Origin of the sequence: Telluria beijingensis (genome assembly GCF_030770395.1) — a bacterium.
In the GTDB taxonomy this organism is placed as follows: Bacteria; Pseudomonadota; Gammaproteobacteria; order Burkholderiales; family Burkholderiaceae_D; genus Telluria; species Telluria beijingensis.
On sequence record NZ_CP132480.1, the window covers coordinates 5,564,902 to 5,589,126 of the forward strand.

Genomic DNA, 24,225 nt, shown 5'->3' on the forward strand with positions numbered 1-24,225 from the left:
AGCGATGGTATCAAGAAAAATTGATGCACGGCAATATAACGGGCGTTCGGTTGCACGCTAGCAACGACAAGTTCGCATATGCCTGTTGTTAATTGGGTACCGACGAAAGTGCCCCGATATTGGCCTTGCCTGCCGGCCTTGGACCAGCATTGCCGCTGCCCGGCGGTGCGCCATCGGCCGGTAGCCCTTGTCCGATCGCAGGCGATCCTGGCCGTAGCCGAAAATCGGGTGTGCCGCTCGCGTTGTAGTCGACGAATTGCGGCGGGGCGCTGATGCTGCCCGTGTGTACGCGCCCGGGTGACAGCTTCCAGTCATCGCCGGCATTTTGATACACGAGGTTGTTGCGAAAGGTATTGTGGCGCCCGATCGCCCCTTGTTCGAGAATGCCGTGCCCGTTGTCGTAAACGATGTTGTTGCTCACATGGGTATGGTCGTTCGGTCCTTTGCTGTGATAGAACTCGCCGCCGCCGACGACAATGCCGCTGCCCGAGGCGGCCACCGTATTGCCGCGCACGGTCACGCGGTTGGCGTCGTGCCACAGGTGGATGCCGGCGCCGGAGACGCGGTAGATGACGTTGTTGCGTACGCTGGCCGTGGTACTGATATAGATGCCATGCATGAAGCGGCAGCCGGGCGGTCCGATGTCGTGCACATGGTTGCCGGTAACGGCCACGTCCACTCCCTTGTAGTAACTGTCGATGCCGATGCCGGCGCCGCCCCTGGGTTCGCACGGCACATCGGTGCCGACGTGGTGGATGCGGTTGTCGTGCACGCCGTTGTGCGAGCCGCCGTTGTAGATACCACTGAGCCATTTCATGCCGCTTTGGTACTGGGTGCCGTCGATCTCGAAGCCGATGATGTCGACGTAGCTGCCGCGGTTGTCCCAGGCCGCGCTCTGGCGCGCGTCGAGCGGCGGGACGATCCTGGCGCCCCAGCGTTCGGTGCTCTGGTACACGATGCGCGCTTCGAGCGTGCCGCTGGCGGTGCTGCGCACGCCGCCCGAATAGATGCCGGGGGCGACGTGCACGGTGGTGCCGGGCGTGGCCACCTGGGCCGCGCGCGCCAGGGTGCGGAACGGTTCGGCACGGGTGCCTGGGTTGCTGTCGGAACCGGTGGGCGCGAGGTAGAGATGGGTGCGCACGAGCTCGGGCACGACCAGCTCTTGGTGCCCGCCGTCACGCAGGCGGCAACCGGCCAGCAGTGGCCCTGCCAGCAGCGGGCAGGCCAATAGCCAAAAAAGAATGATCCGGAGCATCGCGTCCTCGTCGTCGGAGCAGGTGACGGGATCAGTCTGACCCTACCCGCGCGAGGGGGATGCCGAATCGATCAAACTCGTCCTTGAGCAGGCACAATGCGCGTTTCCGGCGGACTTGCGCTTCAGGTCGCCTTCGGCGCGACCACCACGGGCATATAGGACTCCAGGAATTCGGCCGGCATGCGGCGCGGGCGGCCGCTGCCGATCTCGATGCAGACCAGTTCCCAGCGGCCGCGCAGCACGGTGGCGCCATCGCTGTCGCGCACCAGCTGGAAGCGGCGCTCCATCGACAGCCTGCCGTCGCCGCCGACCAGCCAGGTGGCCAGGCTCAGCGCCTCGCCCTCGAAGGTCGGGAGCAGGTAATCGTAGTCGCCGCGCCGGATCGCCATCGCGCGGTCCAGGCGCCGGTAGTCGTCGAGCGACAGGCCGAGCTTCTCGGAATGGGCCCAGCCGGCCTGTTCGCACCAGCGCACGTAGACGGCATTATTGGTGTGGTTCAGGCCATCGATGTCGCCGGCGCATGGCACGACCGGCAGGATGAACGGTTGCGGATAATCCCAGTCCAATGTGTTTCCTTTGCAAGCGCGGCCGGGCCGCGGACCCGCGGATAAGATGGTCCGCGAGTGTCCGCTGGCAGGCCGCGGCTGTTCCCTTACTTCGGCGCCGTCATGGCCGCCTTGATCGCCACGCAGCGCTGCTCGTTCTGCAGCGTGTCGAGCAGCGAGCGGCGGGTGAAGGCCGACAGGCCCTTCATCTCCTCGGCGGCGCGGCCCAGGCGCTGCACGCTCTGCGGCGTGCAGGCGGTCGGTATCATGGTCGTCGCATAGGCGCGCATATAGACCGGACCGGCCGCCTTGTCGATCGCCGGCAGGCGCGCCAGGCGCGCATCGGCCTCGAGCTCGTTCAACTTGCCCTGCTCGGCCGGGAACACGCTGTTCATCGCGGTGCGGATGCGCGAGAACGGCAGCGGCGACTTGAGGTCCTCGATCTTTCCGATCCACTCGGCCTTGACCTTCGGATCCGGACGGGCTGCGGTGGCCGCGACCGCCGCCACCTGGCCGGCGTCGGACTTGTCGCGCGCGGCCTCGAGCTCGACCAGCTTGCCCGCGCCGGCGTGGTCGTAGCGATTCAGGTGGGCGATGATCGACCAGCGCAGGTCCTGGCTCACCTGCAGCCCGGCGGCGTCGACCTTGCCGTCGAGGATGCCGGCCAGGCGCGCCAGCGCATCCGGGCTGGACGCCACATTCACGTACAGGTTGAACCAGCGGCGCTGCACGTCGGCGTCGGCCTTGTTGGCCTGCACGCCATCCCAGGCCATCTTTTCCAGCGCGGCCCGGGTCTGCTGCGCCCAGGCGCTGTCGAGCTCCATGGCGTCGAGGTAGGATTTCGACATCGCGACCTTGCCCAGCACGTCGCCGAGCAGGGTGTAGTCCTTCTCTTGCGGCGCATTGTTAAGGGCCACGCCGATAAAGTCGTTCAGCGGCAGCTGGGCGTCGCGCACGCCATCCCACAGGCTTTGCCACAGCATCGCGCGCAGCAGTGGATCGTCGACCTGCGACAATTTCGTGCGCGCGGTCTCGAACGAGCGCTGGTCCAGCTGCACCTTCGCATAGCCCCAGTCCTGGTAGTTCGGATAGACCAGGTCGGGGCAGGCCGCACCGTCCAGGTCCTTCACTGCGGTCTTTGCGCCCTTGTAGGTGACCGGCACGTTCTTGACCAGCGACAGCTTGCCGCCATCGATCTTGAACGCGGCGACCTGCACGCGCTGCTCGCGCAGGGTCGGCAGTTCCTTGCCAGGCGCGGCCTGGGTGAGGGTGAAGTCCTTGATCTTGCCGTTGCTGCAGCTGTAGTTGGCGGCGATCGTGTTCACGCCGGCGTGGTACAGCCACTCTTTGGTCCAGCCCGACAGGTCGCGGCCGGCCGTTTGCGCCAGGGTGTTGATGAAGTCGTCCAGTGTGGCGTTCTGCCACGAATACTTGACCAGGTAGTTGTGCACGCCCTTGCGGAACACTTCCTCGCCCAGCAGGTGGCGCAGCTGCTTGAGGGCGGCGCCGCCTTTCGAATAGGTAATGGCGTCGATATTGTCGAAGGCGTTCGCCGAGGACGGCACCGGCACCTCGATCGGGTGGGTGCTGGCGGTCTGGTCCTGGATATAGGCGCGCTGCTTGCCGGTCTGGTAGAACTTCTGCCACGAGTCCTTGAACTCGGTCGCTTCGGCGGTGGCCAGGATGCCCATGAACGAGGCGAAGCTCTCGTTCAGCCACAGGCCGTTCCACCACTTCATGGTGACCAGGTTGCCGAACCACTGGTGGGCCATCTCGTGCATGATCACTTCGGTCATCGACTGCTTCTGGTCGGCCGTCATATTGGCCGCGGCATAGCGCGCTTCGGCGAAGGTGATGGCGCCGGCGTTTTCCATCGCGCCGTACAGGAAATCGGGCACGATCAGCTGGTCGTACTTCTCGAACTGGTAAGGGATGCCGAAATACTCTTCGAAGAAGGTCATGCCGGCCTTGGTCTGGCGGAACCAGTCGGCGGGTTCGATCTGCTTGGCCAGCGACTGGCGCGCGAACAGGCGCATCGGGTACTTGCCGCTATTGTCTTCCCACACCTGGTAGGGGCCGGCGTGCAGCGAGAAGTTGTAGGGGCTCAGGCGCTTCGTTTGCTTGAAGGTCCAGCGGCGGTTGGCGCCGGCGTCGTCGATCTTCGTTTCGCGCGTGGTGGTGACCACGTGCCAGTCCTTCGGCGCGGTGACGGTGACGGTGTAGCTGGCCTTCAGGTCGGGCTGGTCGAACAGCGGGAACATCTGCTGGGCGGCGACCGGCTCGAAATGCGAGTAGGTATATACGCGGCCGTCGGCCGGGTCGACCATGCGGTGCAGGCCCTCGCCATTGGTGCTGTGCAGGCGCTCGTAGGCGACGGTGACGGTGTTGCGGCCTTTGGCCAGGTCGGCCGCCGGGATGGTGATGAACCAGTCGTTGTAGCGGGTCGCGATCGGCTTGCCGTTGACCTTGACCGACTTGACGGTGGCCTTGTTCAGGTCGAGGGTGACGGCCGAGCCGGTGTCCTTGAGGTCGAAGGTGACGGTGGTGGTGCCGGCGAAGGTTTCCTTGCCGGTCAGGGTGAAGTCCAGCACATAGTCCACGTTCGCGATGCGGGCGGAGCGGATCATCGCGTCTTTCTCCGACAGGAAAGCCGTCTCGGCGCGGGCCGGGGAGGCTTGCTGGGCCGGTGCGGCAAGGGCGGCGCTGCCGAAAGCGAAGGTGGAAGCGATGGCGAGCGCCATCATGCGGTGTGCGGGAAAGTTCACTGAATATCCTCTCTCTCGGGTGGGCGCATCTGGGTGCGCGAAGTGTCAATCGCGCAAGAATAGCACTAACGTTCCACGCTGGACACCTGTTGGAGAGATTGTGTACTCGGCGTATGGACGCCGGCCGCATGTTCGATAACGGAGTCAATGAAAAGGCGCTGTCAACGTTAAATATGGATGAGCATTGAACTGCTGAGCTGATCCGCAGTCCAATCCCTGTCTTCACGAATAGGGAGCCGCACTGTGAAAGCCCCGAAGTTCGCCAAGCTGTTCGCCCAGCTTCCGCTGCTGAACCAGCCGCAGCGCCAGCAGGTACTGGCCGCGTTGCATCCGGCAGCCGGGCTGGACCGGGTGGTTGCCCTCATCGATGAGATCCGCTGTGAGGGGCGGTGCTGCCCGGATTGCGGCTGTGAGCGCTGGCACCGGCACGGCCGCGTCAACGACCTGCAACGTTTCCGCTGCTGCGCCTGTGGCCGCACTTTCAACGACCTGAGCGGCACGCCGCTGGCGCGGCTCAGGCACAAGGACAAGTGGCTCGATTATCTCGCTGCCGTGCTCGAGTCGCGGTCGGTGCGCGCCGCCGCCAAGTGGATTGAAGTGCATCGTAATACCGCGTTTCGTTGGCGCCACCGCTTCCTCGACCGCGTCAAGGACGACCGGCCCGCGCGCCTCTCCGGCATCGTCGAAGCGGACGGGACCTTCCTGCTCGAATCGCAGAAAGGCTCGCGCAAGCTCGACCGCAAGCCGCGCAAGCGCGGCGGCAAGGCCGCCTTGCGCGGCATTTCGCGTCATCTCGACTGCATCCTGGTGGCGCGCGACCGCAGCGGGCAGACAATCGATGCCGTCACCGGCCGCGGCGCCCTGAAGGCGGCCCAGTTGACCACATACCTGTTGCCGAAACTCGATCCACAGGCGCTGCTGGTCACCGACGCCAACGCCGCCTATCCCGCCTCTGCCCGGATGCATGGCATTGCGCACCAGGCCCTCAATGCCAGCGCCGGCGAGCGGGTGCGCACGAGCAGCACAGGCGCCATCCATATCCAGAACGTCANGGCGCTGCTGGTCACCGACGCCAACGCCGCCTATCCCGCCTTTGCCCGGATGCATGGCATTGCGCACCAGGCCCTCAATGCCAGCGCCGGCGAGCGGGTGCGCACGAGCAGCACAGGCGCCATCCATATCCAGAACGTCAACGCCTATCACCGGCGCTTCAAGGAATGGCTGGCGCGCTTCCATGGCGTGGCCTCGCGCTGGCTATGCAATTACCTTGGCTGGCGTTGGGCGCTCGATGGTGGGCGAGTCACTTCTGTAGAGCAATTGCTGCGCATCGCATTCGGGGTCATCAACAGCTAACTGTGACAGCGCCAATGAAAAACGGGACCGCTTGGGTCCCGTCGAGAAACGCGCCGCGCTTCGCCGGCGATACGGCAGCGAAGCGGCGGCAGAAGCGTGAAATCAGGCGGCGGCGTCCAGGGTCGGATAATCGGTATAGCCGACCGAATCCGGATGGTAGAAGGTATCCGTATCCGGCTCGTTGAGCGGCGCTTTCAGGCGCAGTCGCTGCGGCAGGTCGGGATTCGCGATGAACAGCTGGCCCCAGGAGACCGCGTCGGCGGTGCCGCTGGCGACCAGTTCCTCGGCCTTCTCGCGGGTGAGCTGCTGGTTGGCGATCCAGACGCCGCCGAACTCCTTCTTGATCATCGGGCCCAGCACGTCCGGACCCTGGCCTTCGCGGGTGAAGATGAAGGCGATCTTGCGCTTGCCCAGTTCGCGCGCGACGTAGCCGAAGGTCTCGACCGGATTCGAATCGCCCATATCGTGCGAATCGCGCGCCGGCGCCAGGTGCATGCCGACGCGATCGGCGCCCCAGACCTCGATGCATGCGTCGGTTACTTCCAACATCAGGCGTGCGCGGTTCTCGATCGGGCCGCCGTAGGCGTCGAGGCGCTTGTTGGTCGAGTCTTGCAGGAACTGGTCGAGCAGGTAGCCGTTGGCGCCATGGATCTCGACGCCGTCGAAGCCGGCCTTCTTCGCGTTCTCGGCGCCCTTGCGGTAGGCGGCCACGATGCCGGGGATTTCCTCGAGATCGAGCGCGCGCGGGGTGACGAACGGGCGCTTCGGACGCAGCAGACTCACATGGCCGTCCGGCTGGATCGCCGACGGCGCGACCGGCAACTGGCCGTCAAGGAAGGATGGGTCCGAGATGCGGCCCACGTGCCACAGTTGCAGGAAGATGCGGCCGCCGGCCTTGTGCACGGCGTCGGTGACGATCTTCCAGCCTTCGACCTGCTCGTCGGACCAGATGCCCGGCGTATCGGCATAGCCCACGCCCATCGGGGTTACCGACGTCGCTTCGGACAGGATCAGGCCGGCCGAGGCGCGTTGTACATAGTATTCGGCCATCAGCGCGTTCGGTACGCGCGCGCCGCCGGTGGCGCGCGAGCGGGTGAGCGGCGCCATGACGATGCGGTTCGGCCATTCGAGGGCGCCGACCTTGATCGGATCAAACATGGTAGTCATCGGGTATTCCTAAAGTCCGTCGTTCAGTTGTGCGAGGAAAGCCTGGATGGCTTCCTCGTTCCGTTGAAAGAAGATCCATTGACCGACGCGGCGGGTGGTCACGAGGCCGGCGCGCTGGAGGGTGGCCAGGTGCGCCGACACCGTCGATTGCGACAGGCCGCTGCGCTGGTCGATCAGCTTGCAGCACACGCCCATCTCGAGCGGGTGCTCCTGCTCGGCGAAGTGCTGCTGCGGGTCTTTCAGCCACTGCAGGATCTGGCGCCGCACCGGGTTGGCCAGGGCCTTGTGGATCGCGTCGATGTCCATGGTTCTTCCTTGTATCGGGTTCTTTCGATCCGAATATCGTCATCTTACGATATTCGGGAAAAGTCTGCTGAACGTGGCCTGAATTGTCCCAAACGCCTGATGGGGCGGACGGTTTTGCCATCCACCCAACATGGCGCGTGTCAGCTATTCTCGCGGCCGAAACTCGCATTCGGCCGGGTCAGGTAATACCACTCGGTGTTGGCGGCGGCATTCGCGGCCGGGAACAGGATGCGCCCGCCGAATTCGGCCAGCACCGGCGTGCCGTCGGCGCGGTGGCCGAGCAACTCGCCTTCGCTCACTGGGTCGAAGCTCTTCCACGGGCGCACGAAGGCGTCGTCCGCATGCAGCTTGTCGTGCACCACGACCATCGACAGCGCGTCCATCTCCTCGAAGGCGGCCGGCTCCGGATCGGCAGCCGCGATCAAGCCCAGGTGGGCCAGCGTGTTCATGATGGCGCGGTAGGCGACGTCCGGTGCGGCCGGGTCGTCGTGCTGGCCGCATTCGAGCGTCAGCGCATAGCCGCCAGTGCTGCGCATGTATTCGGTGGTGCCGACGCCGTAGCGCAGCACGGTTTCCAGTTCGTCGGCGCTGCGGCTGCGGCGCAGCACGCCGTCGCCATAGGTGGCGAGCCAGCCGTCGACGAAGCGGCGCACGCCCAGGCGGCGCGCCCAGGCGCGCTCCTTCGCCGCATGACGGAATGGCTGCAGGGTGCCGTCGTTGTCGAGCGGTCCGACCATCACGAACGGCTCGCCGGTGGCGGCGAACGAGTGCAGGTCGAGCAGAACGTCGTGCTGGCCGAGCAGGGGGCACAGCCAGTTGGCCACCTGGTCTTCGAAGTCCAGCGGCGTCTCTTTCGGGAACAGGTCGCGGTTCAGGTTGCGGTCGCCGTTGCGCGTGTTCTGGGCATAGGCCAGCGGGTTGACGATCGGGACGAAGGTGACGCTGCCGGCCGCGATGTGGAGAACGCCGCTGTCGATTTCCTCCATCACCCGTTTGATCGCCTTGGTGCCGCACACTTCGTTGCCGTGGGTCGCGCCCATGATGATGACGCGCGGGCCGGCCAGCAGGCCGGTGTAGTTGATGGATTTGAACTGATACGTGCGGGCGGTAGTCATGGGTGAGATAGGCCTGAGAAAAAGGGTGCCGATATTCTATCGGTAAACGCGTGCGCCGACTTGGTTATACTTGGCGTGGCAGGGGCGAGACCGGTTTCGCCACCCGATTCGAATGGAGCGACATGAAGCGACACAAGACCACGACCCGGTTGACCTTGCTGCCAACCTTGCTGCTGATTGCCGGCGTGGCCCAGCCGGTCCACGCCTGCCGTGTCCCGCCGCAACCGCAGCTCAGCGCCCAGGAGCAGGTCGCGCGCGCGACCGACGTCGCGCTGGTCAGGGTGGTGCGGGCGCTTCCGCGGCCAACACCTGCGCCGCGCCGCCCGAGCGATACACCGGCATGGGTGGCGGCTCACCAGGGCTGGAATCCGGCGCTACCGGACAGCGCGCTGGCGAATGTCGGCGACGCGCACTACCTGGCCAGCTACCCGGTCGAGTACACCTTCGAGGTCGAGAAGCGCTGGCGCGGCGCCGAGCGCAATACCTTCACGCTCACCGGCACCTCGCCGCCGGCCACTTACTTCGACCCAGGGCCGGAAGCCAACCAGGGCCGCGAGGAATTCTGGGAGCCGGGCGGCGGTCGATTCGGCCGGCAGTTCACTTGCCGGGTCGACCCCTGGTTCATCGTCGGCGAACGCTATGTGGTGTTCGTCGGGGAGCCGGTCATCGCGCGCAGCTATGAGCACGTGGCGACCATCGAGGGCCGGGCAAATCCCGGCGACAAGTGGCTGCGTTATATCGAGGCCGCGCTCGGCGCCCCCACGCAGGCAGGCAAGCGAGAATGAACCAGAAGAAGCAATGTATGAACCCACCATCAAGGAGCCGCGGCATGTTCCGGCATGTTTTCGCAAGCAGGTCGCTGCGCGGCGCCAGCCTCGCACTTCTCATGATCGCGCTTGGCACCGGCGGCGCCGAGGCTTGCCGCCGGGCGCCCGAGGTACAGCTCATGAGCCCTGAAAAACAGCTCGCCTTCGCACGCAGCGTTGCCGTCGCCAGGGTGATCAGCGCGCATCCGATCGGTGACGACATCTTCGAGTATCGCTTCATCGTGCTCAAGCGGCTGGCGGGACCGGATACGCAGTCGTTCACGGTGCAAGGGCTCGCGCCGGACTCGCGCTTCGCGTCGGACCAGGGCGAGCACGCCGACCATGACGGTCCTCGGTTCTGGGCGCGCGGCGGCGGACGCGTGATGAACGATCCATCGTGCACGCTGCGGCCGTGGTTCACGCTGGGCGAGAGCTACCTGGTCATTCTCGACCAGCCTTACACCAGGCGCAGTTTCGAGCATATCGCCACGGTCGACGGCCAGTTCGATGCCAAGGACAAGTGGCTGAACTATGTCGAGGCGCGGCTCAGCCCTGGGCCTCGATGACCCCAAACCCCGCCGGCGCATCGCCCAGATAGGCCAGCACCGCATGCGCCTGGATGTTCGCGTCATACTGCGCATTGGCCGCGATCGCCGCGCGCAGTCCCGGCACGATGTCCGGCGTATGCGGCTGGCGATAGGCCTTGATCAACAGGTGCACCAGGTCGGCCGGCGCGTCGGCGCGGCGCAGGCGCGACTCGATGATGGACAGCAGCGCGCGCTGCATGCGCGGCGTCGGGTTGCGGACCTCGCCGAACACATAGGGCGTGTTGGCGATCGCGGCGCAGACGATGCCCTCCATCCGGTCGGCCTTGTAGTCGGATGGGATGTCGAAATACGCCTTGTTCCAGCGGGTGTGGGGATAGGCATGGCCGGGCGGGAAGCGGTCGGCGTTTTCCAGGCCCATCGCCCGGCTTGCACGCGACCACAGGTCGCCGAGGGTGTCCAGCAGTGCCATTACGGAAGGTATTGCGCTTGTGTCATCCCACGAGTGTAGCGCATGCCCGCAACCGGCGCATAGCCCATCGAAGGCCAGGATCGCGTGCGTGGCCCTGCGCGCGCCGCCCATGGAGAAATGGCAAGGCTTTCCACCTGTTAATACGTATAATTGTCATTTTGACAGACTAGGGAGTATGCGGTGGCGGACGATTACGCGGGCGACTGGACGACGACGGGCATGCTGCCAATAGGTGGGACTGTGAGCGGTACCCTGGAAACGGCCGGCGACCGGGACTGGTTCGCGCTGGACCTCAGGAAGTACCACGGCTATCTGTTCACCCCGCTGATGGCGAATGGACAGGTACCCACGCTGACTATCTGGAACGGGGATACGGGCAAGGTCGTGTACACCACTGAACCCGGCGGGCTGTACAACAACACCCTGCGCAACCCCTTCGTCCCTGCCGTGAACGCGAACTACTACGCGGAGATCAGCGGCGATCACCTCGGCGCATACACGCTCGGCATGCGCGAAGCGCCGGACGATGCCGGCAACGACCCGGCGTCGGCGCGGCCCCTGGCCGTCGGCGCGCCGGCGGCGGGGCGCTTCGACTACGCATTCGACAAGGACCAGTTCCGCATCGCCGCCGTGGCCGGCATGACCTACACCGTCACGATCACGGCCGACAGGGGCAGCGTGGGCACGACGTCCTTTTTCGGACTGACCCTCGAAGAGAACGGCGTTTTTTCCGGCTACCAGGCATCCTCGTCCCTGATCTGGGGCTTCACCGCCGCGCGCACCGGTGACTACCTGATCACGGCCGACCTGGCGTCGCAGTTCCCGCTTCCCGGCGGCGGCGTGGATTACCAGGTGTCCGTGACCGCCAGGGATCTCGCGATCCCGCAGGTCGTCCGCGCCGCCGGAACCGTGGACGGCGCCATCGTCCTCACCATGGACGAAGCCGTGCGAATGGGCGACGGCGGCGTCATCAGATTACGCCCTCAGTCCGGCCCGGACCTGGACAGCTGGCGTCCGGGAGACCCGCGTGTCCATATCTCCGGAAACACGGTGACGCTGACGCTCGACCGGACCGGGGTGCTCGAGCCCGGCAAATACGACCTGGAGATCGAGGGCGACGCGTTGACCGATGCGAGCGGCAACAAGGGCGCGGGTATCTATAACGGGATGGTCGACGTGCGCGGCACGGCGCAGGGCGGCCTCGCGCTGATTAGCCAGGACATGTTCGGGCATGTGCGCGGCCCGGCTGGCGCCGAGGACGCGCTCGTGCTCTCGGGCACCCGGGAGATGTACACGATCGTCCGCGATGGCGAGCACTTCAAGGTGAGCTGGAACGAAATCGCCAGCAATACCGTGTCGGGCATCGAACGCATCATGTTCACGCACAGCGACGAGGTGATCGCATTGTCGCTGGACGGCAAGCTGGGGCAAGCCTTCCGGCTATACACGGCAGCCTTCGACCGGGCGCCGGACGAGACCGGGCTGGGTTTCTGGCTGAACGTGGCCCAGCGCGGCGTGAGCCTGCCGGAGATGGCGCGCGGCTTCATCGCCAGCAAGGAGTTCGCCGACCTGTATGGCGTCCAGCCCACCGACGCCGCCTTCGTCGCCGCGCTCTACCAGAATGTGCTGCATCGGCCGGGCGAGGCCGATGGCGTGCGTTTCTGGAACGACGCCCTCGGCCGCGGCGTCGACCGCGGCGAAGTCCTGGCGGCCTTCAGCGAAAGCCGCGAAAACCAGGAGCAGGTCGTGGAGCTGATCGGAAACGGCATCGAGTACACGCCCTGGGGCTGACCGGTCAAGCGAAACGCCCGGCCCTGAAATCCTCCACCGCCTGCTGCAGCTCGGCCTGGGTGTTCATCACGAACGGGCCGTACTGCGCGATCGGCTCGCCCAGCGGACGCCCGGCCAGCACCAGCAGGCGGGTCGGGGCGATCGCCTTGATGCGCACGCCGTCGGCGCCAGGCGTGTTGTCGAGGATCGCCATGCGCGCCTGGCCGACACCCTTGCCCTCGATGACCGCTTCGCCGCGGAACACATAGACGAAGGCATTGTGCCCAGCCGGGATCGGCTGCTCGAAGGTCACCCCGGCCGGAATCTCCAGGTCCAGGTACAGCGGCTCGGTATGCGCGCGCTGCACGGCGCCATCGACGCCATGGGTGCTGCCGGCGATCACCTGCACCGTCACGCCGTCGTCCAGCGTGAAGCGCGGCACATCCTCGAGCGGGATGTCGCGATACCAGGGCGCGATCATCTTGTCACTGGCGGGCAGGTTGAGCCACAGCTGGAAGCCTTCCATCAGGCCTTCGTTCTGCTCCGGCATCTCGGAGTGGATCACGCCGCGCCCGGCCGTCATCCACTGCACGCCGCCGTCGGTGATCATCCCCTCGTTGCCGGCGCTGTCGCGGTGGCGCATGCGGCCGGCCAGCATATAGGTGATGGTCTCGAAGCCGCGGTGCGGATGCTCCGGGAAGCCGGCGATGTAGTCGCCCGGCTTGTCGCTGCCGAAGGCGTCGAGCATCAGGAACGGATCCAGGCGGCGCTGCAGGGGACCGGTCAGCACGCGGTTGATCTTCACGCCGGCGCCATCCATCACGAACTGGCCGTTGATGATGCGCTCGACGCCGCGGGTCTTCTCGATCACGGCGGTGGCTATTGCGGTGGCAACTGCGTTGGTCATGCTGTTCTCCTGTTAGGTGCGCCGCCTGGCGGGCGGCAAATTCATGCCAGGGCTGCTTCGATCGCCGCGTTGGCCGCGGCCTGGCCCTTGCTCACGGCTTCCGGGCCCATGGCCATGCCCGACGAATAGATGAAGGTGTGGTCGTCCAGGCCGAGGAAGTTCAGCAGCGTGCGCATCTGCGGCACTTGCGGATCGGCGCTTTCCTCGTACACGCCGCCGCGCGATGCGGCCACATACACCTTCTTGTTCTTCAGCAGGCCTTCCGGACCGGTCTCGGTGTAGCGGAAGGTCACGCCGGCGCGGGCGATCGCGTCGAACCAGCTCTTGAGCTGCACCGGCATCGCGAAGTTGTACATCGGGGCGCCGATCACGATCACGTCGGCCGCCTGGGCCTCAAGGATCAGGGCGTCGTCCAGGGCCACGCGGGCCGCCTGCTCGGCGCTGCGCTGCTCGACCGGGGTGAACAGGGCGCCGACGGCGGCGCCGTCCAGCAGCGGGTGCGGCTGGGCGCCGAAGTCGCGGCGCACGACGGTCGCGCCGGCGTTGGCCGCGGTCAGCTTGTCGACGATCTGCTGGGTGACGCGGGTCGATTCCGATGCTTCGCCGCGAACGCTGGTGGTGATGTGCAGGATGTTCATGTTGGTTGCCTCTTTCGTTTTGGGGAGTGTCGATGGAATGAACTTTAGCAATTCCAAAATCGATCCGGAAGGCAGTAAAATGGATAACATTATTCTGCTGGTGAGACAATCATGGACGTGGAACCGAATGACCTGCTGCTGTTCGCCCGGATCGTGGAATCGGGCAGCTTCACCCGCGCCGCCGCGCGCGTAAACCTGCCCAAGTCGACCGTCTCGCGGCGCCTGGCGCAGCTGGAAACGACCCTGGGCGAGCGCCTGCTGCAGCGCACGACCCGCAAGCTGGTGGTGACCGAATTTGGTGCCAGCCTGTACGAACACGCACGCCGGCTGGCCGACGAAGTCGACGCCGCCGGCGCGCTGGCCCAGCACCGCCAGGGCGAACCGAGCGGCAAACTGCGCATCTCGGCGCCGGGCGACTTCGCCAACAGCGGCCTGTATGAAGTCATCGCGCGCTTCCTGGAGCGCTACCCGGCGGTCAAGCTCGAGATGGACCTGACCCCGCGCCGGGTTGACCTGGTGGCGGAGAATTTCGACATCGCGATCCGCATGGGCGACCTGCCGGACGACGCGACCCTGAGCGCGCGCCCGATCACCCTCGAGGAACCCGGCCTGTATGCATCGCCCAGCTACCTGGCGCGGCGCGGCATCCCCGAACATCCGGACGACCTGACCGACCACGACGTGCTGTGCATCCTCAGTCGCACCGGCGGCGCCGCGCCCTGGACCTTGATGCGCGGGAAGGTGCGCTGGGAGCGGGCGCTGAACGCGCGCCTGACGGCGAACTCGCCCGACCTGCTGGCGCGCATCGCTTCACGCGGGGCCGGCATCGCGCTCAGCTCGACCCTGTTCGCCCAGCCCTATATGCAGACCGGGGAACTGGTGCGGGTGCTGCCGGAATGGGATATGCCGACCGCTAACGGCTGGGCGGTGTTCCCGAGCCGTAAGCTGATGCCGGCCAAGACCCGGGCCTTTCTGGAGATGATCGAGTCGGCGTGCACCGAGAAAGGCCATAGCCCGCATGCCGCGGTGGCCGCGTTCAAGGCGCGCGCCGCGCTGGAGGAGGGGATCAGCGCGCCTGGTTGAGCGGGCGCTCGCCCATTGGCTCGCCCAGGCGCACCTTGCCTTCGGGCGCCCAGCCCGGATTGAAGGCGATGGCGCCGCGCTGGAACAGCATCACGACGGTGGAGCCGAGCAGGAAGCGGCCCATCTCTTCGCCCTTCTTCAGGGTGACCTGGCCCGGCTCGTAGTTCCAGTCGCAGATGCGCGGCATGCGCGGCGGATTGACCACGCCATGCCAGACCGTGGCCATGCTGCCGACGATGGTCGCGCCGACCAGGGTCATCACGAATGGCCCGAACTCGTCGTTCTCGAACACGCACACCACGCGTTCGTTGCGCGCGAACAGGCCCGGCACGCCGCGCGCCGTGGTCGGATTCACCGAGAACAGCTTGCCCGGCACATAGATCATGCGCGTCAGGCGGGCATCGCACGGCATGTGGATGCGGTGGTAGTCCTTGGGGCTCAGGTAGACGTTGGCGAAGTGGCCGTGCTGGAAGTGCGCGGCCAGCGACTGGTCGCCGCCAACCAGTTCGGCTGTGGTGAATTTGTGGCCCTTGGCCTGGAAGATGTGGTGGTCGTCGATGTCGCCGAACTGGCTGATGGCGCCGTCGACCGGGCACACATAATCGCTCGCCGCCAGCGGCCGCATGCCGTCGCGCAGCGGACGGGTGAAGAACTCATTGAAGCTGGGGTAGCTGGCGATGTCCGGATTGGCGGCCTCGCTCATGTCGACGCCGTACTTGCCCACGAACCAACGGATCAGGTTGGTCGTCATCGAACCGCCCTTGTGGCCGGCGACGCGTCCGGCCAGGTTGGTGATCGCCTGCTTCGGCATGACGTATTGGGGCAAGACTTTTATACGGGACACGGGCGATCGCCTTTCATCGAAAAGTGCGCATTATAGCGGCGTATGACGACAAACATGCCGAATGGAAATGGTATTTCCTTAGCAATTGTTCGGTCGAGTGTACTCCAGGAAGGGATGCCGTGGCGAACGATGGTGCAAGTTCCATGTAGTGGCAATCTGTATTTCTATTCGCTGGAATTCATTGATTCTTCATGTGGGAAGCATAAATTCCAAGTTTACGTTTACATTCTTCTATTTACAGGCATATATTTCCTCCATGCATACCCAATAAAGAGGAGATACCCTGTGAAAACGCAAAGCCGGTCCCGCCATACCCTTTCCCTATTCATGTTGGCAGCGTGCGCTGGCCCCGCCTGCGCACAGGAGGGAGATGCAAGCCCGTCTGTCTCTCAGGTAGAAATCAAGGGCAGCAGCGCCAGCTACGACCCGCGCCGCGACGATACGGCGACCCGCACCGTGGTCGGGCGCGAAGAACTCGGCCGCTACGGCGACCGTTCGGTGCTCGATGTCTTGAAGCGGGTGCCGGGCGTGACGATCGACAGCAACGGGGCGCGCGGCGGCACGATCCAGATGCGGGGACTCGGCGCCGGCTACACGCAGGTCCTCATCAACGGCGAGCGCGCACCCAGCGGCTTCGACTTCGATTCGCTGTCGCCCGACGTGATCGAACGCATCGAGGTGCTGCGCGCGGCCACCGCCGACCTGCCGACGCAGTCGGTGGCCGGCACCGTCAACATCATCCTGCGCCACGTGGCGAAGAAGGGCGAGCGCCAGCTCAAGCTGGGCATGCTGCAGTCGTCGCAGTTCAGGGGGCCAAACGCGGCGCTGCAAATGAGCGAACGCGGCGAAGGTTTCGCCTGGTCGCTGGCCGGCGACGCGACCGCGGAACGCTATGACCGGGCCTGGAGCATCCTCGAAGAGACCATCGCGCCAGGCGGCGCGGTCGACACGGCGCGCATGACCCATGCGCCCGAAGAAGGCCGCATGCGGCGCATGAACCTGACTCCGCGCCTCGAATGGACGCTGGCCGATGGCGACACGGTCACGCTTGAAACCTTCGTCAACATCAACCGCTTCCGCAACCGGACCCAGTTATCGGTGGCGACCGGTATCGGCGCGCCCCCGCCGGTGCCCGAGCTGGTCACCCGCATGCGCGCCGATGCCGAAGACCTGCGCAGCGACCTGTCCTGGACCACCGGCTTCGATTCCGGCGCGACGCTCGAGGCCAAGCTCGGGGTGACCGGCGAGAATGCCAAAAATGCGATCTTCCGCCAGGGCGCCGATAGCCTGGGCCTGGCCGTTACCGATGGCCGGGTGGACTCGGACTGGCGCGACCGCGGCGCGAATTCCTCCGGCAAGTACATGCGCAAGCTGGAAAACGGCCATGCCATCGCGGCCGGCTGGGATGGCGGCGTCGCCTGGCGCGACGAGAGCCGCATCGAACGCGACGCGATCCGGGTCTTCCCGCCCGACCTGCCGCTCGACGAAACCTTCGAGGCGCGCGTTACCCGCCTGGCAATGTATGCCCAGGACGAATGGAATATCACGCCGCAGTGGTCGATGTACCTGGGCCTGCGCTGGGAAGGCATCCGCATCCGCGCGGACGGCAATTCCTTCGCGTCGACCCGCAGCAGTTCCAATGTCTGGAATCCGATCATGCAGACCCTGTGGAAGATCCCTGACCGCAAGGGCGACCAGTTGCGCTTTGCCGTGACCCGCACCTACAAGGCGCCCGACATCTACAACCTGCTGCCGCGCCGCCAGGCCTATGAAAACAATAGTGCGACCGAGGCCGACTTCCAGGGCAATCCCGACCTGAAGCCCGAACTGGCCTGGGGGTTCGACGCCAGCTACGAGCACTACTGGGCAGAGAATGCGATGGTCTCGCTCGGCGCCTCGCTGCGCCGCATCGAAGACTACACCAGCAACCGCATCTACTTCGATGGCTATCGCTGGATCTTCACGCCGGTCAACGATGGCCGGGCCGAAACCCGCACGCTCGAATTGCAGACCAAGTTCCCACTCAAGTCACTGTTCCCGGAAGCGCCCGCGATCGACGTGCGCGCCGGCGTGACCCGCCACTGGTCGCGGGTCGAATCGGTGCCGGGCCCGGACAACCGGCTCGAGCGGCAGTCGCCGCTGGCCGCCAATCTCGGCCTCGATTACAACGCCGGGCGGCTGTCGCTCGGCGGCAGCGTCGCCTTCCAGCGCAATGGACAAGTGCAAGTGACGGTCAACCGCGGCTACTATTCCGACGCGCGCACCGACCTCGAGGCCTATGCGGCGTGGCGCTTCGATCCGAAGCGGCAGTTGCGGGTGTCGCTATCGAACCTGCTGCACCAGGATTCGGGCTTCGAGCCGACCTATGCCGACCCTGTCATTGGCGTCGAAAAGCGCCGCTTCCATTATCCGGACCCGGTGCGGCTCCAGGCGAACTACGAAATCAAGTTCTGACGCTTGCCGTGGCTGCGAAAGTACCGCCACGCCACCGCCAGCGCCACCGCCTGCATGCCCGCGCAAACGAAGAAACTGCTGCCGACCCGCCAGTCGTCCTGTGGCAGGTGGCTCACCGCGCTCAGGATGGCGGTGCCGAGCAGGGGCGTGAAGATCACCCCCAGGCTGCCGATCGACTGCAGGGAGCCCATCAACTCGCCCTGCTGTTCGGGCGGCGAGGACTTCGACACCAGGCCTTGCAGCGCCGGCCCGGTGGCATAGGCCAGCACATTGGTCAGGATGAAGACATACATCATCCAGCCCTGCGTGACCAGGCCGTAGGCGAGATAGGTCAGCATGCCGGACGTGAGCGCCAACAAGGACAGCCGCACCTCGCCAAAGCGCCGGATCAGGATGCCGAGCAGCCCGGCCTGGACCACCACCGAGCCGAGGCCGACGCAGAACAGGGCGATCCCGTTGTCGCGCGGCGTCCAGTCGAAGCGGAAGGTGGTGAACAGCACCCAGGTCGATTGCAGCATCATCTGGGCGAAGGTGACCAGGGTGATGACCACCACCAGGCCGCGGATGTCCTGGCGCCGCACCAGGCGCAGCAGGGCCGACAGGGGATTCAGGCGCGCCAGCTTGAACGGCTCGCGGCGCGCGGCGGGAAGCGACTCGGGCACCATGAAGTACCCATAGACGAAGTTCATGGCCGCCAGCGCCGCCGCCACGTAGAACGGCAGGTGCAGGTCGGCGTCGCCCAGCAGGCCGCCCAGCATCGGGCCGCAGATGAAGCCGAGGCCGAACGCCGCCCCGATCTTGCCGAAGGCCTTGGCGCGGTTCTCGCGGGTCGAGATGTCGGAAGCATAGGCCGAGGCGACCGACATGCTGGCCGAGGACACGCCGCCGATGATGCGGCCCACGAACATCCAGAGCAGGGTGGGGGCCCAGGCGGTGACCAGGAAGTTCAGGCACATGCCGGCCATCGAATACAGCAGCACCGGACGGCGGCCGATGCGGTCGCTGAGCGCCCCCAGCGCCGGCATGAACAGGAATTGCAGGACGCCGAACGTCGCCGCCAGCACTCCGTACCACAAGGCCCGCTTGTCGGGCCCGTCGACGAACTGGTCGAGCAGCAGGGGCAGCACCGGGATGATCAGGCCGATGCCGAGCATGTCGATGAAGATGCAGACCAGGACGAAATTGAGCTTGCCGGATACGGGTTGCGGTAAGGCGGTCGAACTGGTCATGGACACCTCGGTCAATACAGGTGGCCTATCTTAGCACTGGGACAAGGCGATGTTCCAGCCTGCTGTCTTCGGCCTCAGTCGACGATCTCGACGTCGGCTTCGAGCCAGACGACAGGCCTGGCGTTCAGGATGGACACGGGGTTCTGGTTCAGGCTGAACGATATCGATCGCGGCTTTCCGCTCACGCGTACCTCTGCGCTGGAATCGGCCAGGGGTTGGGGACCACATATCTCACAGAGTGGGACCGCATCCGGGGGCGTGACGCTGACGTAGGCGGTCGCATACGTCACGGACTTCTTCAGCATGGCTTTTGCACCCGTCACCGATACTTCCAGGGTTCTCCCGCCCAGGGACATCTTGCAGCGCGCGATCTCTCTGGCGTTGACAGCGGATGCGAGGCCGTTGCCACTGTCGGCGTAGACAGGAATCTTGCCCCTCACTTTACACAACTCGGTGATTTCTCTTACCTGGCGATCGCCTGCCTCGACCAGGGTCACGGTGGCTGTCATCGTGGCCATGCGCAGCAGCGGGGGCGCTTTTGGCGGGGGAGGGATCGCGTGTGCCGGTAGCGCGGCGAACAGCAGCGACGTCGCCAGCAGGCGGTGTCGGAATTGCGCGCGCCGCCCAGCGACGGCTTTTCTGAAAATGTTCATGGCGCGTGTCCTTGACTGTCCGAGTCGGTCCTTGGCCGGGCTTTGCCGATTAATATTGCCCATGCCATCGCCATGATGATAGCGAAATACACGGCGATGTCGACGACCAGGGCGCCAGGGCGCAGTGTGTCCTCGCCGAACCCGAGCCGGCGCTCCACGGAAATGCCCGGTGCATCGACCAGGTAGGCGACCGGGAAACCGCCCTTCAGCGCGGGTACGTGGCAGGGATCGTCGGCAGTCGGCCCGCACAGGTTCCCGTATGAGACCAGTTCGGGACCCCTGCGCTCGATATTGACCGATACGAGCGCCAGGGTCGTCGCTGCGATGAGGACCAGTCCAATGAAGCCTGGTCTCGACAGGATCGATGTCATGGCGTCAGCCCGCAACCATCCCGGCGCCACTCCACTCGGCCGCGAATTCTGCACGAAACGCCAGCAACTGCTCGAGACGCGCTTCGCCAAGCTCTCGCCCGGCCGCGGTCTGCATCATGCCGGGCAGCTTGCACAGCTTGACCATGATATGGTCGAGCGCATATTTGCGGTCGTCGAGTTCGCGTTCCAGGCCCAGCGGATCGGCCGGATGCGCGAGGCAGCTCTCCATGCGGCCGGCGATGTAGAACATGCGGGCCAGGCCGACCAGGCCTAGGCCGTCGAGGCGGTCGGCATCCTGCACGATCTTCGCCTCGATGGTCTCGGCGGGAATCGCCGCCGAAAAGCTGTGCGCGGCGATCGCATGCGCCACGGCGTCCAGCTTTTCAAACGGGAAGCCCATCTGCGCCAGCTGATGGCGCGCCAGCCGCGCCGAGCGGGTCGATGCCTGGTCGCGTTCGGGATCGTTCTTGGGCAGGTTGACCAGGTCGTGCAGGTAGCAGGCGGCCAGCACGACCAGGCGGTCGGCATCCGGGTGATGCTCGAGCAGGGCCTGGGCGTTGCGCCAGACGCGCTCCAGGTGGGCGCTGTCATGGGCGCCGTCGGTGTCGGCGCTGCCGGTGGCCATGGCGACCAGCTTCGTGCGCCAGCCGGCGTAGTCGATCGAGGATATTGCGGTCATGCTTCCTGTTCCATCGTGAATGATTGGACGGCGCGCTGCGACAGCGCATCCGCCCGGGTGTTCTTGTGGCGCGGTATCCAGCGCAGCCGCGCCTGCGGCAACTGGCCGAGCAAGGCCAGCGCCTCGTCGCGGAGCAGGCGTAGCGCCGGCGCGCTGGCGCAATCGGGGCCGTTGACGTCGTCGACCACGACCTGGCTGTCGCCCTGCACGGTCAAGTCTGTCGCGCCATGCGCGATCGCGGCCCGCAGCGCCGCGATCAGGGCACGATATTCCGCTTCGCTGCTGTTGCCGTGACCGCCGTCAAGCGAGAGCTCGATGCGCTCGCCGGCCGGGCCTTCAAGGACCGAACCCAGGCCGCAACGACCCGGATTCGGCCGCGCCGAGCCGTCGAACCAGGCGCGCCAGGCGCTGGAGCTTGACCCCGCGCCACGGCTGCGCGCGGCGGCGGCCTGCGCCTGGCGCCGCGCCGCCTGCAGTTCGGCATGCCGGCGCTGCGCCTGGCGTTCCACCAGCAGCGCGGCCAGCCCGGCGACGCCGGCGCTCTGCGTCAAGATCCGCTGCAGGGCGTCGGCCTCCGGCATGCCGGTGCGTGCGCTCAGGCGCCGGGCGGCGGCCAGTTCGGTCTTGAAAGCGACGGCTTGCAGGGTAGGGAAGTCGATCATGGCGAGAGCATAACCGATTCCAGATTGTTGACAGGTGTTAAGACTTTTGAAACACTGCAGTGTCGCGTCCAACCACAGGAGTGAGTATGCGTCAGAACCGCCGAACCGTCAGTCTGTCCCTGGTCGCCATGCTCGCCGGCGCCGGCCTGGCGCCGCTGCAGGCCATCGCCCAGACCACCCCGGCCAGGAAGACCGCGAAACCGGTCAAGCGCTACACCATCGAGCAGTTCATGGCCACGACAGCGCTCACCGGCGCCTCGTTCAGCAAGGACGAGAAGCAGATCCTGTTCAGCAGTAACGAGCCCGGCATCTTCAATGCCTACACGGTGCCAGTCACGGGCGGCAAACCGCGCGCGCTGACGGCATCGACGACCGACACTACCTATGCCGTCGGCTATTTTTACAACGACGACCGCATCCTGTTCACGCGCGACGGCGGCGGCAATGAACAGAACCACCTGTACGTGCGTGAACCCGATGGCAAGGAGCGCGACCTGACGCCGGGCGACAAGCTGAAAGCCTCGTTCGCCGCCTGGAAGCCGGACGGCAGCGGCTTCTACGTCGTCACCAACGAGCGCGATCCGAAGTTCTTCGACGTCTACCTGTACGACGCCGCCACCTATGCGCGCACGATGGTGTACCGGAACGACAGCGGCATGAACGTCTCGAGCATCAGCCGCGACGGCAACTGGCTGGCCTTCGACAAGCCCAACACCACCTCGGACAGCGACGTCTACGTCTACGACCTGCGCACGCGCCAGATGAAGCACGTCACGCCGCACAAGGAGCCCGCCAGCCATTCGGCCGCCACCTTCGACCCGGATTCGAAGCGCCTGCTGTTCACCACCAATGCCGATGGCGAATTCGCGCGCATCAAGGGCTACGACCTGGCCAGCGGCGCGATCGCCGACGTCGAGAAGGCGGACTGGGACCTGCTGGGCACGAGTTATTCGCGCAATGGCCGCCACCGCGTGAGCATGGTCAACCGCGACGGCAGCATCGATGTGCGCGTGGTCGATGCGGCCGGCAATCCGGTGGCCCTGCCGAAGCTGCCGGGCGGCGAGATGCGCCAGGTGACGTTCTCCGAGAGCGGCAGGCTGATGGCCTTCTACCTCAACGGCGACCGCTCGCCCAGCAACCTGTACGTGCATGACTTCAGCAGCGGCAAGACGGTCCAGCTGACACGCAGCCTGAATCCCGAGATCGATCCGGACGACCTGGTCGAGGCCGAGGTGGTGCGCTTCCGCTCCTTCGACGGCATGGTGATCCCGTCGATCTACTACAGGCCGAAAGGCGCGTCGCCGGATGCGAAAGTGCCAGCGGTGGTGTTCGTGCATGGCGGGCCGGGCGGCCAGACCATGCGCGGCTACAGCGCCCAGATCCAGTACCTGGTCAACCACGGCTATGCGGTCCTGGGCATCAACAACCGCGGCAGCTCGGGCTATGGCAAGAGTTTCTTCCGCGCCGACGACCGCAAGCACGGCATGGAACCGCTGTGGGATTGCGTCGAGGCCAAGACCTGGCTCGCCAGCCGGGGCTATATCGATCCGGAGCGGATCGGCATCATGGGCGGCAGCTATGGCGGCTACATGGTGCTGGCGGCGCTGGCGTTCAGGCCCGAAGCCTTCAAGGTCGGCATCGACATCTTCGGGGTCAGCAACTGGGTGCGCACGCTCGAGAGCATCCCGCCCTATTGGGAGGCCCAGCGCCTGGCGCTGTACGACGAGATCGGCGACCCGGTCAAGGACAAGGACTTCCTGGTCGCGACCTCGCCGCTATTCCACGCCCACCAGATCCGCAAGCCGCTGATGGTGATCCAGGGCGCCAACGACCCGCGCGTGATCAAGGCCGAGAGCGACGAGATCGTGGAGGCGGTGCGCAAGAACAGGGTGGAGGTCGAGTACCTCGTGTTCGACGACGAGGGCCACGGCTTCTCGAAGAAGAAGAACGCGGCCCAGGCCAACGCCGGCATCCTGGCCTTCCTGGACAAGCACCTGAAGCGCTGAAGTCCAGGCCGGTCACGCTGACTCAGTAGCGGTGCGGGTTGTCCGGCCGGCGGTCGTGGCGGTTGCGCACGCCGTCGCCATCGCGGTCGCGGTCATGGCGGTCGCGGATGCCGTCGCGGTCGCGATCGCGGCCATGATGGCGGTCGCGGTCACGCCCATGATGGTGGCGGTCGCGGTCCCAGCGGTCGCGGTCGCGGTGATCGCGCACATACACCGGCGGCGGGCCGTAATGGTGGGCCGGGCCGCGGTTCCAGCGCGACGGTTCCATCACCCAGCGTCCGCCGCGGTGGTGCCAGCTCGGCGGGGCATATACGTAGCCGGGGCGGGCGACGATATAGTGGCCCGGCACCCAGTGGTGGCGGTGGGCGCGCCATTCCCAGTAGCCGGGCGCCCAGACCTGGCCGTGGCGCGGGGCCGGAATGCGTTCATAGATGGGCGCCGGCGGCGCGGTGCTGATCACGACCGATACGTGCGGTTGGGCGTGCGAGGCCAGCGGGGTGAGGGCAGCGGCGCTAATGGCAATCAGGGCTGCGATCAAAATGGGGGATTTCATGTTCGTCTCCAGATCCTTGAGCGGATGCTGTGGAATATAGCAATCCG

Annotated in this window: 23 protein-coding genes; 7 read left to right on the forward strand and 16 right to left on the reverse strand. The window is 65.9% G+C overall.

Annotated features, from left to right (window positions below):
- Positions 1-88: 88 nt before the first annotated feature.
- From Q9246_RS24505 to pepN, 3 genes are all read right to left on the reverse strand, one after another.
- Entirely contained in the window at positions 89-1,255 is a 1,167-nt protein-coding gene (locus tag Q9246_RS24505; RefSeq protein ID WP_306393840.1) for a DUF1565 domain-containing protein, read from the reverse strand.
- A gap of 122 nt (positions 1,256-1,377) precedes the next feature.
- Entirely contained in the window at positions 1,378-1,821 is a 444-nt protein-coding gene (locus tag Q9246_RS24510; protein ID WP_306393842.1) for an acyl-CoA thioesterase, read from the reverse strand.
- Between the two features lie 86 nt (positions 1,822-1,907).
- On the reverse strand, positions 1,908-4,565 hold the full coding sequence (gene pepN / locus Q9246_RS24515) for an aminopeptidase N (RefSeq protein ID WP_306393844.1): 2,658 nt from the start codon (positions 4,563-4,565) through the stop codon (positions 1,908-1,910).
- A 243-nt stretch (positions 4,566-4,808) separates the two neighbouring features.
- Here pepN and Q9246_RS24520 point away from each other — a divergent pair, with 243 nt between their 5' ends.
- Positions 4,809-5,918: an IS1595 family transposase gene (locus tag Q9246_RS24520; RefSeq protein WP_422802340.1), complete on the forward strand. Its 1,110-nt coding sequence runs from the start codon at positions 4,809-4,811 to the stop codon at positions 5,916-5,918.
- A 102-nt stretch (positions 5,919-6,020) separates the two neighbouring features.
- Here the strand turns inward: Q9246_RS24520 and Q9246_RS24525 are convergent, their stop codons facing one another.
- From Q9246_RS24525 to Q9246_RS24535, 3 genes are all read right to left on the reverse strand, one after another.
- Positions 6,021-7,085, reverse strand: a complete 1,065-nt coding sequence (locus Q9246_RS24525) for an alkene reductase (protein WP_306393845.1) — start codon at positions 7,083-7,085, stop codon at positions 6,021-6,023.
- 9 nt (positions 7,086-7,094) lie between these two features.
- Positions 7,095-7,391, reverse strand: a complete 297-nt coding sequence (locus Q9246_RS24530) for an ArsR/SmtB family transcription factor (protein ID WP_306393846.1) — start codon at positions 7,389-7,391, stop codon at positions 7,095-7,097.
- Positions 7,392-7,531: 140 nt separating this feature from the next.
- The gene (locus tag Q9246_RS24535) at positions 7,532-8,506 is read right to left on the reverse strand and encodes a succinylglutamate desuccinylase/aspartoacylase family protein (protein WP_306393847.1); all 975 of its coding nucleotides are present in this window, start codon (positions 8,504-8,506) and stop codon (positions 7,532-7,534) included.
- Between the two features lie 122 nt (positions 8,507-8,628).
- Between Q9246_RS24535 and Q9246_RS24540 the strand changes: the two genes are divergently transcribed.
- Both Q9246_RS24540 and Q9246_RS24545 read left to right on the forward strand, forming a co-directional pair.
- A complete protein-coding gene (locus Q9246_RS24540) occupies positions 8,629-9,291 on the forward strand; it encodes a hypothetical protein (RefSeq protein ID WP_306393848.1) in 663 nt (220 codons plus the stop codon).
- A 44-nt stretch (positions 9,292-9,335) separates the two neighbouring features.
- Positions 9,336-9,878 carry a hypothetical protein gene (locus Q9246_RS24545; protein ID WP_306393850.1) on the forward strand — a complete coding sequence of 181 codons (543 nt, stop codon included), beginning with the start codon at positions 9,336-9,338 and terminating at the stop codon, positions 9,876-9,878.
- Here the strand turns inward: Q9246_RS24545 and Q9246_RS24550 are convergent.
- Positions 9,859-10,329: a hypothetical protein gene (locus Q9246_RS24550; protein ID WP_306393852.1), complete on the reverse strand. Its 471-nt coding sequence runs from the start codon at positions 10,327-10,329 to the stop codon at positions 9,859-9,861. The two genes, Q9246_RS24545 and Q9246_RS24550, sit on opposite strands and share 20 nt — an antisense overlap.
- A 240-nt stretch (positions 10,330-10,569) precedes the next feature.
- Between Q9246_RS24550 and Q9246_RS24555 the strand changes: the two genes are divergently transcribed.
- Positions 10,570-12,120: a DUF4214 domain-containing protein gene (locus tag Q9246_RS24555; RefSeq protein ID WP_306393854.1), complete on the forward strand. Its 1,551-nt coding sequence runs from the start codon at positions 10,570-10,572 to the stop codon at positions 12,118-12,120.
- Between the two features lie 4 nt (positions 12,121-12,124).
- On the opposite strand, the gene Q9246_RS24560 is transcribed toward Q9246_RS24555, so the two are convergent.
- Positions 12,125-13,006, reverse strand: a complete 882-nt coding sequence (locus Q9246_RS24560) for a pirin family protein (RefSeq protein ID WP_306393855.1) — start codon at positions 13,004-13,006, stop codon at positions 12,125-12,127.
- Positions 13,007-13,047: 41 nt separating this feature from the next.
- Positions 13,048-13,644, reverse strand: coding sequence for an FMN-dependent NADH-azoreductase (locus Q9246_RS24565; protein WP_306393858.1), 597 nt, complete (start codon positions 13,642-13,644; stop codon positions 13,048-13,050).
- Between the two features lie 111 nt (positions 13,645-13,755).
- Here Q9246_RS24565 and Q9246_RS24570 point away from each other — a divergent pair, with 111 nt between their 5' ends.
- Entirely contained in the window at positions 13,756-14,727 is a 972-nt protein-coding gene (locus Q9246_RS24570; RefSeq protein WP_306393859.1) for a LysR family transcriptional regulator, read from the forward strand.
- Here Q9246_RS24570 and asd read toward each other — a convergent pair.
- A complete protein-coding gene (gene asd / locus Q9246_RS24575; protein WP_306398258.1) occupies positions 14,711-15,538 on the reverse strand; it encodes an archaetidylserine decarboxylase in 828 nt (275 codons plus the stop codon). The genes Q9246_RS24570 and asd overlap by 17 nt on opposite strands.
- Positions 15,539-15,898: 360 nt before the next feature.
- Here asd and Q9246_RS24580 point away from each other — a divergent pair, with 360 nt between their 5' ends.
- Entirely contained in the window at positions 15,899-18,025 is a 2,127-nt protein-coding gene (locus Q9246_RS24580) for a TonB-dependent receptor plug domain-containing protein (RefSeq protein WP_306393861.1), read from the forward strand.
- On the opposite strand, the gene Q9246_RS24585 is transcribed toward Q9246_RS24580, so the two are convergent.
- The 5 genes from Q9246_RS24585 to Q9246_RS24605 all read right to left on the reverse strand — a co-directional run bounded on the left by Q9246_RS24585 (position 18,007) and on the right by Q9246_RS24605 (position 21,619).
- Complete coding sequence (locus Q9246_RS24585) at positions 18,007-19,254, reverse strand: MFS transporter (protein ID WP_306393862.1); 1,248 nt, start codon at positions 19,252-19,254, stop codon at positions 18,007-18,009. The genes Q9246_RS24580 and Q9246_RS24585 overlap by 19 nt on opposite strands.
- A gap of 74 nt (positions 19,255-19,328) precedes the next feature.
- Positions 19,329-19,907: a hypothetical protein gene (locus Q9246_RS24590; RefSeq protein ID WP_306393864.1), complete on the reverse strand. Its 579-nt coding sequence runs from the start codon at positions 19,905-19,907 to the stop codon at positions 19,329-19,331.
- Complete coding sequence (locus Q9246_RS24595) at positions 19,904-20,278, reverse strand: hypothetical protein (protein WP_306393866.1); 375 nt, start codon at positions 20,276-20,278, stop codon at positions 19,904-19,906. Before Q9246_RS24595 ends, Q9246_RS24590 begins: the two co-directional genes overlap by 4 nt.
- Before the next feature lie 4 nt (positions 20,279-20,282).
- Entirely contained in the window at positions 20,283-20,957 is a 675-nt protein-coding gene (locus Q9246_RS24600; protein WP_306393869.1) for an HD domain-containing protein, read from the reverse strand.
- Positions 20,954-21,619 (reverse strand): ribonuclease HI family protein, encoded by a 666-nt coding sequence (locus tag Q9246_RS24605; RefSeq protein WP_306393871.1) that lies wholly within the window; start codon positions 21,617-21,619, stop codon positions 20,954-20,956. Before Q9246_RS24605 ends, Q9246_RS24600 begins: the two co-directional genes overlap by 4 nt.
- Positions 21,620-21,705: 86 nt before the next feature.
- On the opposite strand from Q9246_RS24605, the gene Q9246_RS24610 reads away from it, so the two are divergent.
- Entirely contained in the window at positions 21,706-23,625 is a 1,920-nt protein-coding gene (locus Q9246_RS24610) for a S9 family peptidase (RefSeq protein ID WP_306393872.1), read from the forward strand.
- A gap of 22 nt (positions 23,626-23,647) precedes the next feature.
- Here the strand turns inward: Q9246_RS24610 and Q9246_RS24615 are convergent, their stop codons facing one another.
- Positions 23,648-24,178, reverse strand: coding sequence for a hypothetical protein (locus Q9246_RS24615; protein WP_306393874.1), 531 nt, complete (start codon positions 24,176-24,178; stop codon positions 23,648-23,650).
- Between the last annotated feature and the right edge of the window lie 47 nt (positions 24,179-24,225).

What these genes read in the sequence shown, in the direction of transcription:
- Q9246_RS24505 (WP_306393840.1), bottom strand. Translation starts at nt 1,255, where the DNA reads ATGCTCCGGATCATTCTTTTTTGGCTATTGGCCTGCCCGCTGCTGGCA.
- Q9246_RS24525 (WP_306393845.1), bottom strand. Translation starts at nt 7,085, where the DNA reads ATGACTACCATGTTTGATCCGATCAAGGTCGGCGCCCTCGAATGGCCG.
- Q9246_RS24530 (WP_306393846.1), bottom strand. Translation starts at nt 7,391, where the DNA reads ATGGACATCGACGCGATCCACAAGGCCCTGGCCAACCCGGTGCGGCGC.
- Q9246_RS24535 (WP_306393847.1), bottom strand. Translation starts at nt 8,506, where the DNA reads ATGACTACCGCCCGCACGTATCAGTTCAAATCCATCAACTACACCGGC.
- Q9246_RS24540 (WP_306393848.1), top strand. Translation starts at nt 8,629, where the DNA reads ATGAAGCGACACAAGACCACGACCCGGTTGACCTTGCTGCCAACCTTG.
- Q9246_RS24545 (WP_306393850.1), top strand. Translation starts at nt 9,336, where the DNA reads ATGTTCCGGCATGTTTTCGCAAGCAGGTCGCTGCGCGGCGCCAGCCTC.
- Q9246_RS24550 (WP_306393852.1), bottom strand. Translation starts at nt 10,329, where the DNA reads ATGGCACTGCTGGACACCCTCGGCGACCTGTGGTCGCGTGCAAGCCGG.
- Q9246_RS24560 (WP_306393855.1), bottom strand. Translation starts at nt 13,006, where the DNA reads ATGACCAACGCAGTTGCCACCGCAATAGCCACCGCCGTGATCGAGAAG.
- Q9246_RS24565 (WP_306393858.1), bottom strand. Translation starts at nt 13,644, where the DNA reads ATGAACATCCTGCACATCACCACCAGCGTTCGCGGCGAAGCATCGGAA.
- Q9246_RS24570 (WP_306393859.1), top strand. Translation starts at nt 13,756, where the DNA reads ATGGACGTGGAACCGAATGACCTGCTGCTGTTCGCCCGGATCGTGGAA.
- asd (WP_306398258.1), bottom strand. Translation starts at nt 15,538, where the DNA reads ATGCCGAAGCAGGCGATCACCAACCTGGCCGGACGCGTCGCCGGCCAC.
- Q9246_RS24580 (WP_306393861.1), top strand. Translation starts at nt 15,899, where the DNA reads ATGTTGGCAGCGTGCGCTGGCCCCGCCTGCGCACAGGAGGGAGATGCA.
- Q9246_RS24585 (WP_306393862.1), bottom strand. Translation starts at nt 19,254, where the DNA reads ATGACCAGTTCGACCGCCTTACCGCAACCCGTATCCGGCAAGCTCAAT.
- Q9246_RS24590 (WP_306393864.1), bottom strand. Translation starts at nt 19,907, where the DNA reads ATGAACATTTTCAGAAAAGCCGTCGCTGGGCGGCGCGCGCAATTCCGA.
- Q9246_RS24595 (WP_306393866.1), bottom strand. Translation starts at nt 20,278, where the DNA reads ATGACATCGATCCTGTCGAGACCAGGCTTCATTGGACTGGTCCTCATC.
- Q9246_RS24600 (WP_306393869.1), bottom strand. Translation starts at nt 20,957, where the DNA reads ATGACCGCAATATCCTCGATCGACTACGCCGGCTGGCGCACGAAGCTG.
- Q9246_RS24605 (WP_306393871.1), bottom strand. Translation starts at nt 21,619, where the DNA reads ATGATCGACTTCCCTACCCTGCAAGCCGTCGCTTTCAAGACCGAACTG.
- Q9246_RS24610 (WP_306393872.1), top strand. Translation starts at nt 21,706, where the DNA reads ATGCGTCAGAACCGCCGAACCGTCAGTCTGTCCCTGGTCGCCATGCTC.
- Q9246_RS24615 (WP_306393874.1), bottom strand. Translation starts at nt 24,178, where the DNA reads ATGAAATCCCCCATTTTGATCGCAGCCCTGATTGCCATTAGCGCCGCT.